Source organism: Salipiger marinus (assembly GCF_900100085.1).
In the GTDB taxonomy this organism is placed as follows: Bacteria; Pseudomonadota; Alphaproteobacteria; order Rhodobacterales; family Rhodobacteraceae; genus Salipiger; species Salipiger marinus.
Genome location: NZ_FNEJ01000014.1, coordinates 122,541 through 129,970, shown reverse-complemented (window position 1 = coordinate 129,970; position 7,430 = coordinate 122,541). Strand labels below are relative to the sequence as shown.

The 7,430-nt window shown below is 64.4% G+C and carries 11 protein-coding genes; 5 read left to right on the top strand and 6 right to left on the bottom strand.

All coding sequences use genetic code 11. The features are described from left to right. From BLR51_RS16710 to aat, 5 genes are all read left to right on the top strand, one after another. Positions 1–462, top strand: a 462-nt coding sequence (locus BLR51_RS16710; RefSeq protein WP_446000283.1) for an AMP-binding enzyme, incomplete at its 5' end; no start/stop codon positions are given. Positions 463–589: 127 nt separating this feature from the next. Next, positions 590–970, top strand: a complete 381-nt coding sequence (locus BLR51_RS16705) for a hypothetical protein (RefSeq protein ID WP_089849083.1) — start codon at positions 590–592, stop codon at positions 968–970. Positions 971–1,115: 145 nt separating this feature from the next. Further along, positions 1,116–1,601 (top strand): acetyl-CoA carboxylase biotin carboxyl carrier protein, encoded by a 486-nt coding sequence (gene accB / locus BLR51_RS16700; protein WP_089849081.1) that lies wholly within the window; start codon positions 1,116–1,118, stop codon positions 1,599–1,601. A 5-nt stretch (positions 1,602–1,606) separates the two neighbouring features. Continuing rightward, the gene (accC, locus tag BLR51_RS16695; RefSeq protein ID WP_089849079.1) at positions 1,607–2,959 is read left to right on the top strand and encodes an acetyl-CoA carboxylase biotin carboxylase subunit; all 1,353 of its coding nucleotides are present in this window, start codon (positions 1,607–1,609) and stop codon (positions 2,957–2,959) included. Positions 2,960–3,002: 43 nt separating this feature from the next. Next, positions 3,003–3,638 (top strand): leucyl/phenylalanyl-tRNA--protein transferase, encoded by a 636-nt coding sequence (gene aat / locus BLR51_RS16690; RefSeq protein ID WP_089849077.1) that lies wholly within the window; start codon positions 3,003–3,005, stop codon positions 3,636–3,638. Here the strand turns inward: aat and BLR51_RS16685 are convergent. From BLR51_RS16685 to BLR51_RS16660, 6 genes are all read right to left on the bottom strand, one after another. Continuing rightward, entirely contained in the window at positions 3,602–3,961 is a 360-nt protein-coding gene (locus BLR51_RS16685; protein WP_089849075.1) for a DUF2155 domain-containing protein, read from the bottom strand. The two genes, aat and BLR51_RS16685, sit on opposite strands and share 37 nt — an antisense overlap. Then, positions 3,958–4,404: an outer membrane lipid asymmetry maintenance protein MlaD gene (gene mlaD / locus BLR51_RS16680; RefSeq protein ID WP_089849074.1), complete on the bottom strand. Its 447-nt coding sequence runs from the start codon at positions 4,402–4,404 to the stop codon at positions 3,958–3,960. The genes BLR51_RS16685 and mlaD overlap by 4 nt, the downstream gene beginning before the upstream one ends. Continuing rightward, complete coding sequence (locus BLR51_RS16675) at positions 4,405–4,788, bottom strand: NADH:ubiquinone oxidoreductase subunit NDUFA12 (protein ID WP_089849072.1); 384 nt, start codon at positions 4,786–4,788, stop codon at positions 4,405–4,407. Positions 4,789–4,871: 83 nt separating this feature from the next. Further along, a complete protein-coding gene (locus BLR51_RS16670; protein ID WP_089849070.1) occupies positions 4,872–5,234 on the bottom strand; it encodes a RidA family protein in 363 nt (120 codons plus the stop codon). A gap of 73 nt (positions 5,235–5,307) precedes the next feature. Beyond that, positions 5,308–6,573: an ATP-dependent Clp protease ATP-binding subunit ClpX gene (gene clpX / locus BLR51_RS16665; protein ID WP_089849068.1), complete on the bottom strand. Its 1,266-nt coding sequence runs from the start codon at positions 6,571–6,573 to the stop codon at positions 5,308–5,310. A 153-nt stretch (positions 6,574–6,726) separates the two neighbouring features. Continuing rightward, positions 6,727–7,356, bottom strand: a complete 630-nt coding sequence (locus tag BLR51_RS16660; RefSeq protein ID WP_089849066.1) for an ATP-dependent Clp protease proteolytic subunit — start codon at positions 7,354–7,356, stop codon at positions 6,727–6,729. Positions 7,357–7,430 lie beyond the last annotated feature (74 nt).

Genomic DNA, 7,430 nt, shown 5'->3' with positions numbered 1-7,430 from the left:
TTCACCGGGGATGGCTGCCGCGCCGATGCTGACGGCGATTACTGGATCACCGGGCGCGTCGATGACGTGCTGAACGTGTCGGGCCACCGCATGGGCACGGCAGAGGTCGAATCGGCGCTGGTCGCCCATGCCAAGGTCGCCGAGGCGGCGGTGGTGGGCTATCCGCACCCGGTCAAGGGACAGGGCATCTACTGCTATGTCACGCTGATGAACGGCGAAACACCTTCGGAGGATCTGAAGAAGGAGCTGCGCGCTTGGGTCCGGACCGAAATCGGCCCCATCGCCTCCCCGGACCTGATCCAGTGGGCGCCCGGCCTGCCCAAGACCCGCTCCGGCAAGATCATGCGCCGCATCCTGCGCAAGATCGCCGAAAACGACTTCGGCGCGCTCGGCGACATCTCCACCCTCGCCGATCCTGCCGTCGTCGATGACCTCATCGAAAACCGCCAGAACAAGGGCTGAGCCAAGGGAGGAACAGAAAGCTCGCGTTAACCCTCAGACCGGATTCCGGGGAAAATTCGACCGGATCTGCTGCGACGGAACAGGGATCGTGATATAAATTCCCCGCGGGGGCGCAAGGATACGGAGCATGTCGATGCAGTTCCCCGGCGTTCCCGCGACGGTCGCCCCGTTCGCGACCGGTCACCCGTCAGGGCTTCCCGCCGCTCCCACGCCCCCGGCGCGGGAGACGGTGGTTCAGCCCGCCAGCAAACCACTCCCCGCAGATCCCGAACCCGGGGGTCTGCCCCCGTCCAGCTTCTGGCGCACGCTGTCCGGCCTGCCCGACCCCAGAAACCACAGCGCGCCGCCCTCCATCATGCAGCTGCGCATCACCGCGATTCTCGATGAACAGGTGGAACATCTGCGCGAGGCCGAGCCGGAGACCGCCACGGATCCGGCCTCTTCTTCCCAGGAAGACAGGGACGAACCGCCCCGAACCGACCGCGTCGACCCGGCAAATGCCCCCTGACGCACCCGCCGTTCCGGCCGCGAAGTTGGGGCCCGCGCACCATTTCGCCGCCGCCTCGCTTTTCATGGCAGAAACCATGGCCTATAAGCCCGAAATCGACAGGCCCTGAAAACTACGGGCCCGGCACAAAACCGGCGAGGACGGCATGAGCAAAGACACCCATGAAGCCGATGTGGCCTTCATCAAGGCCCTGGCGGAACTGCTGCGAGACAACGACCTGACGGAGCTTCAGGTCAAGCGCGACTACGGCGAGGATGACAGCCTCAACGTGCGCGTCAGCCGCATGCACCCGCAGGCGCCGGTGGTCACCAGCGTCGCAGCCCCTGCCGCGGCCCCTGTGGCCGCCATTCCGGCCCCCAGCGCGGCCGACACCCTGCCCGAGGATCCCGCCTCCCATCCCGGCGCCGTCACCTCGCCCATGGTGGGGACGATCTACATGCAGGCCGAACCGGGTGCCCCGGCTTTCATCACCGTGGGCGCGCAGGTCAAGGAAGGCGACACGCTGGTCATCGTCGAGGCGATGAAGACCATGAACCACATCCCCTCGCCCCGCGCCGGCACGGTCAAGCGCATTCTGGTCGAAGACGGCGCGCCCGTCGAATATGGCGCGCCTCTGGTCATTCTCGAGTAACCGGCATGTTCGACAAGATCCTGATCGCCAACCGGGGCGAAATCGCGCTGCGTGTCATCCGCGCCTGCCGCGAGATGGGCATCGCCTCTGTCGCGGTGCATTCCACCGCAGATGCCGACGCCATGCATGTGCGTATGGCCGATGAGACCATCTGCATCGGCCCTGCGCCCTCGGTCGACAGCTACCTGCTGCCGCCCGCCATTATTTCCGCCTGCGAGGTGACCGGCGCGCAGGCCATCCATCCCGGCTATGGGTTCCTGTCGGAAAACGCCCGCTTCGTGCAGATGGTGGAGGATCACGGCCTGACCTTCATCGGGCCGCGCGCGGAACATATCCGCATCATGGGCGACAAGATCACCGCCAAGGACACGATGAAGGCGCTTGGCGTGCCCTGCGTGCCCGGTTCTGACGGCGGCGTGCCGGATCTGGAAACCGCGAAACGGCTGGGCGAGGAAATCGGCTATCCGGTCATCATCAAGGCGACCGCAGGCGGGGGTGGCCGTGGCATGAAGGTGGCGCAGACCGCCGCCGATATGGAGCGTGCCTTTCACACCGCGCGTGCTGAAGGCAAGTCGGCCTTTGGCAATGACGAGGTCTATATCGAGAAATACCTGCAGAAGCCGCGCCATATCGAAATTCAGGTGTTCGGCGACGGCAAGGGCAACGCGGTGCATCTGGCGGAACGCGACTGTTCGCTGCAGCGCCGTCACCAGAAGGTGTTCGAAGAAGCCCCCGGCCCCTGCATCACCCCCGAGGAACGCGCCCGCATCGGCAAGACCTGCGCCGACGCCGTGGCCCGCATCAAATACGCGGGCGCCGGCACGGTGGAATTCCTGTATGAAGATGGCGAGTTCTATTTCATCGAGATGAACACCCGCCTGCAGGTGGAACATCCGGTGACCGAGGCCATCTTTGGCGTCGATCTGGTGCGCGAACAGATCCGGGTGGCCGAAGGTTATCCGCTGTCCTTCACGCAGGAGGATCTGACCATCAATGGCCATGCCATCGAGGTGCGGATCAACGCCGAACGCCTGCCCAGCTTCACCCCCTGCCCCGGCAAGATCACGCAGTATCACGCGCCGGGCGGTCTGGGTGTGCGGATGGATTCGGCGCTTTATGACGGCTATGTCATCCCGCCCTATTACGACAGCCTGATCGGCAAGCTGATCGTGCACGGGCGCGACCGCCCCGAAGCGCTGGCCCGCCTGAACCGCGCGCTTGGCGAGCTGATCGTCGATGGGGTGGACACCACCGTGCCGCTGTTCCACGCGCTGCTGCAGGAACCCGACATCCATTCCGGCGATTACAACATTCACTGGCTGGAAAAATGGCTGGCGAGCACCCTCGCCGACGCATGACCCCCGCATCACCGGCCCCTTTCCCCATGCGGAAGGGGGCCTGATGCAGCTGACGCCGGAGCTTCTGCTGCACGGCTACAGGTCGGGGATCTTCCCCATGGCCGAACATCGCGCCGACACGGAGCTGTTCTGGGTCGATCCGCGCCGCCGCGGCATCCTGCCCATGACCGGCTTTCGCATCTCGCGCAGTCTGGCCCGGCGGCTGCGCCGCGACGATTACCGGATCACGCTGAACGCCGATTTTGCCGGGGTGATCGATGCCTGCGCCGACCGTCCCGAAACATGGATCAATGCCGAAATCCGGCGGCTGTTTCTGGAGCTGCACCACCGGGGACAGGCGCATTCGCTGGAAGTCTGGATGGACGGGGCTCTGGCAGGCGGGGTGTACGGGCTGGAACTGGGCGGCGCGTTCTGTGGCGAATCGATGTTTTCGCGCCGCCGCGACGGGTCCAAACTCGCGCTGGCCTGGCTGATGGATCTGCTGCGGCGGGCGGGATTTACCCTGTTTGACACGCAGTTCCTGACCGATCATCTGGCCAGTCTGGGCGGCATCGAAATCCCCCGCGCCAGCTATCACGCGCAGCTTGCGCTGGCGCTGCGGCAGGCGCCCCGGCTGGCAGAGACGCCCTTGGCCGCCTCAGGTCAGGAATTGGTGCAGCGGATGACCCAGACGTCGTAACGCTGGTGATCCATCGGGTTCAGCGCGGGAGAAGAGGCGATCATCCAGCCCCGGAACACCGGCTCTGCCGTGCCCATCTCGCGCACCGTCAGAAAGGCAAAGGCCTCGCCCGCGCGGTTGCCCAGCGGATAGCGGCAGTCTTCCACCGTAATCTCGATCCGGCCAAATTCGGTGCTGTTGCCGCTGCGCACCTCCAGATCGGTGGCGCGGCCATTCAGCTTGTCCAGCCCGCGCAGCAGCGCGCCGGTGCCGGTTTCGGTGGTTTCCTGCGCGACAGCCGCACCTGCGGCCAGCGTCAGAAGCAGCGCCAGAAGCCGTGTCATTCGCCATCCCCCGCAACATATTTCAACAGCAGCGACATCAGGCTGACCGATCCCTGCGTGTCGAGGATCTCTGCCCCCGGCTCGTAGAAGAACGCAGAGCCGCCCGGGCTGATTTCCACGAAATTGCCGCCAAGCAGCCCTTCGGAGGTGACGACGATCGCGCTGTCATCGGGGATTTTCACCTGATCCTGCAGGGTCAGGGACATTTCGGCGCGATAGGTTTCCGGATCCAGCGCGATGCCGGTCACCGAGCCCACCTTGACCCCGGCCAGACGCACGTCGCTGCCCACGCTCACCCCTTCCAGAGACCGGAAGCTGGCGGTCAGCGGATAGCCCTGCTGCGAGAGCGTGTAGCCGGTGCTGGTGACGGCATAGGCGCCGAACGCGACGGCCCCCGCCAGAACAACCCCACCGACCAGCACCTCTGTGACAGAGGAGGCCATTTATTCCGGGCTCCAGGCCTCGTAATCCCGACGGGCCGCGGGCTGCGGCTGACGGATCGACCCGGCAGGCGCATAGGCCAGCGCGGTGCCGGTCAGGTTTTCCACATGCGGCTTCTGCCACGGCTTGTGCACCATGGGCGTTTCCGTCGGCGGCGTGTCATAGGTGTGATGCAGCCAGCCGTGCCAGTCGGCGCCGACCCGCGTGGCCTCGGCCTCGCCATTGAACATGACCCAGCGGCGCTTGCCGTCCTTGGTCTGGTAGAAGATGTTGCCCTGATCATCCTCCCCCACCCGCACGCCCTTGCGCGAGGTGTAAAGCTGGGTGTTCAGCGTGCCCCCGTTCCACCAAGTCACGGCCCCCAGCAGGGTGTTCAGAATGCCCATGGACGACTCCTCGTGATCAAGCTCAGTCCGTATATGACGAATTGCGCCGCCAAGGTCCAGCCGTGGCGGCGCGACAGCCCGCCTCAGGCCGGGGCCAATGCGGTCAATTCGATCTCGATCCGGTATTTCGGGTCGATCAGCTCGGCCACCACCATGGTCGCGGCAGGCGGGTTGGCGCCGAAGGCCTCGCGCAGGATCGGCCAGCAGGGTTCGAACTCGGCGGCGTCGGGCAGGTAATAGTTGACCCGCACCGTGTCCGACAGGCTGGCGCCCGCTTCGGTCAGCGCCTTTTCGATGGTGGCCAGCGCCGCGCGGCACTGATCCTCGACGGTGTCGCCCTGCCCCACGGTGCCCGCGACATGCACGAAGCCCCCCGCCACCACGGCGCGGCAATAGCCGATCTTGGTCTCGAACTCGCCCCCGAAGGAGATACGCCGGATCGTCATTCAGATAGTCCTCTGGTCCACAAGAAAAGGGCGGGGCCTGTCTGCCCCGCCCCGATTGGAAATGTCCGCGGTCTTAGCCCGCAGAGGCCGGTTCCTTTTTGGAATCGGCGTAGATCAGCAGCGGCTTGGCGTCAGAGGTCACCGCCTCTTCGTTCACCACCACCTCGGTCACGTCATCCATGCCCGGCAGTTCGAACATGGTGTCCAGCAGGATGCCTTCGAGGATGGACCGAAGGCCCCGCGCGCCGGTCTTGCGCGCGATGGCGCGCTTGGCCACGGCGCTCAGCGCGTCGTCGGTAAAGGACAGCTGCGTGTCCTCCATCTCGAACAGGCGCTGATACTGCTTGACCAGCGCGTTCTTGGGCTGGGTCAGAATGGTGACCAGCGCATCCTCGTCCAGATCCTCCAGCGTGGCGATGACCGGAAGACGGCCGACAAATTCGGGGATAAGACCGAATTTCAGCAGATCCTCGGGCTCCAGCTCCTTGAAGATCTCGCCGGTGCCGCGCTGTTCGGGATCGCGCACATCGGCGCCAAAGCCCATGGCCGAACCCTTGCCGCGCTGCGCGATGATCCGGTCCAGCCCGGCAAAGGCGCCGCCACAGATGAACAGGATGTTCGTGGTGTCCACCTGCAGGAATTCCTGCTGCGGATGCTTGCGCCCGCCCTGCGGCGGCACGCTGGCCACGGTGCCTTCCATCAGTTTCAGCAGTGCCTGCTGCACCCCTTCGCCCGACACGTCGCGGGTGATGGAGGGGTTTTCGGACTTGCGCGTGATCTTGTCGACCTCGTCGATATAGACGATGCCGCGCTGCGCCCGCTCCACGTTGTATTCGCTGGCCTGAAGCAGCTTCAGGATAATGTTTTCCACATCCTCGCCGACATAGCCCGCTTCGGTCAGCGTGGTCGCGTCGGCCATGGTGAAGGGCACGTCAAGGATCCGTGCCAGCGTCTGCGCCAGCAGGGTCTTGCCGCAGCCCGTCGGGCCGATCAGCAGGATGTTGGATTTCGCCAGCTCGATGTCACTGCTTTTCTGCGAGTGATTGAGCCGCTTGTAGTGGTTGTGCACCGCAACAGACAGCACCCGCTTCGCTTTCATCTGGCCGATCACATAGTCGTCCAGCACGTCGCAGATATCCCGCGGCGTGGGCACCCCGTCAGCAGACTTCAGGCCAGCGCCCTTGGTCTCCTCACGGATGATGTCCATGCAGAGTTCGACACATTCGTCGCAGATGAAGACGGTCGGACCCGCGATCAGCTTGCGCACTTCATGCTGACTCTTGCCGCAGAAGCTGCAGTAGAGGGTGTTCTTGCTGTCGCCGCCGGAATTCGTCGCCATGTCACACCTTTCCAGGCCTGTTCATCACATTCACCGGAGCCAATGCTCCGAGAAGGCCTATCGTCTCTGCCAAGTCCGGAAAGTCTAGGACAGCGCCTTCCGGTCCACAATGTCAAAATTGCCACGCCGCCAAGTCGGGGCGCGGCAATCCGATCACGATTTTTTATCTTCGGCGCCACGCTTGTCGACGATGTCGTCGATCAGGCCCCAGGATTTGGCATCTTCCGGAGACATGAAATTGTCGCGCTCCAGCGCCCGCTCCACCTCTTCGAGCGTGCGGCCGCAATGGCGGACATAGATCTCGTTCAGGCGCCGCTTCAGCTTCAGGGTTTCTTCGGCGTGGATCATGATGTCCGTCGCCTGCCCCTGATAGCCGCCGGAGGGCTGGTGCACCATGATGCGGCTGTTGGGCAGCGAGAAGCGCATGCCCGGCTCTCCCGCGGCCAGCAGCAGCGACCCCATGGAGGCCGCCTGCCCGATCACCAGGGTCGACACCTTGGGCCGGATGTACTGCATCGTGTCATAGATCGACAGGCCGGAGGTGACGACACCGCCGGGGCTGTTGATATACATCGAGATTTCCTTGGACGGGTTTTCCGCCTCAAGGTGCAGAAGCTGCGCCACGATGAGCGACGACATGCCGTCATGCACCGGCCCCGACAGGAAGATGATGCGTTCCTTCAGCAGGCGGGAAAAGATGTCATAGGCCCGTTCGCCGCGGCTGGTCTGTTCGACGACCATGGGAACGAGGGTGTTCATGTAAGTGTCAAAAGGATCGTTCATGTCCGCCTGCCTGCTGTGATGTGTCGTCTGAATGCCTAGCGTGCGCATATTGAGAGAGTCTTAGTGTCGGGCCT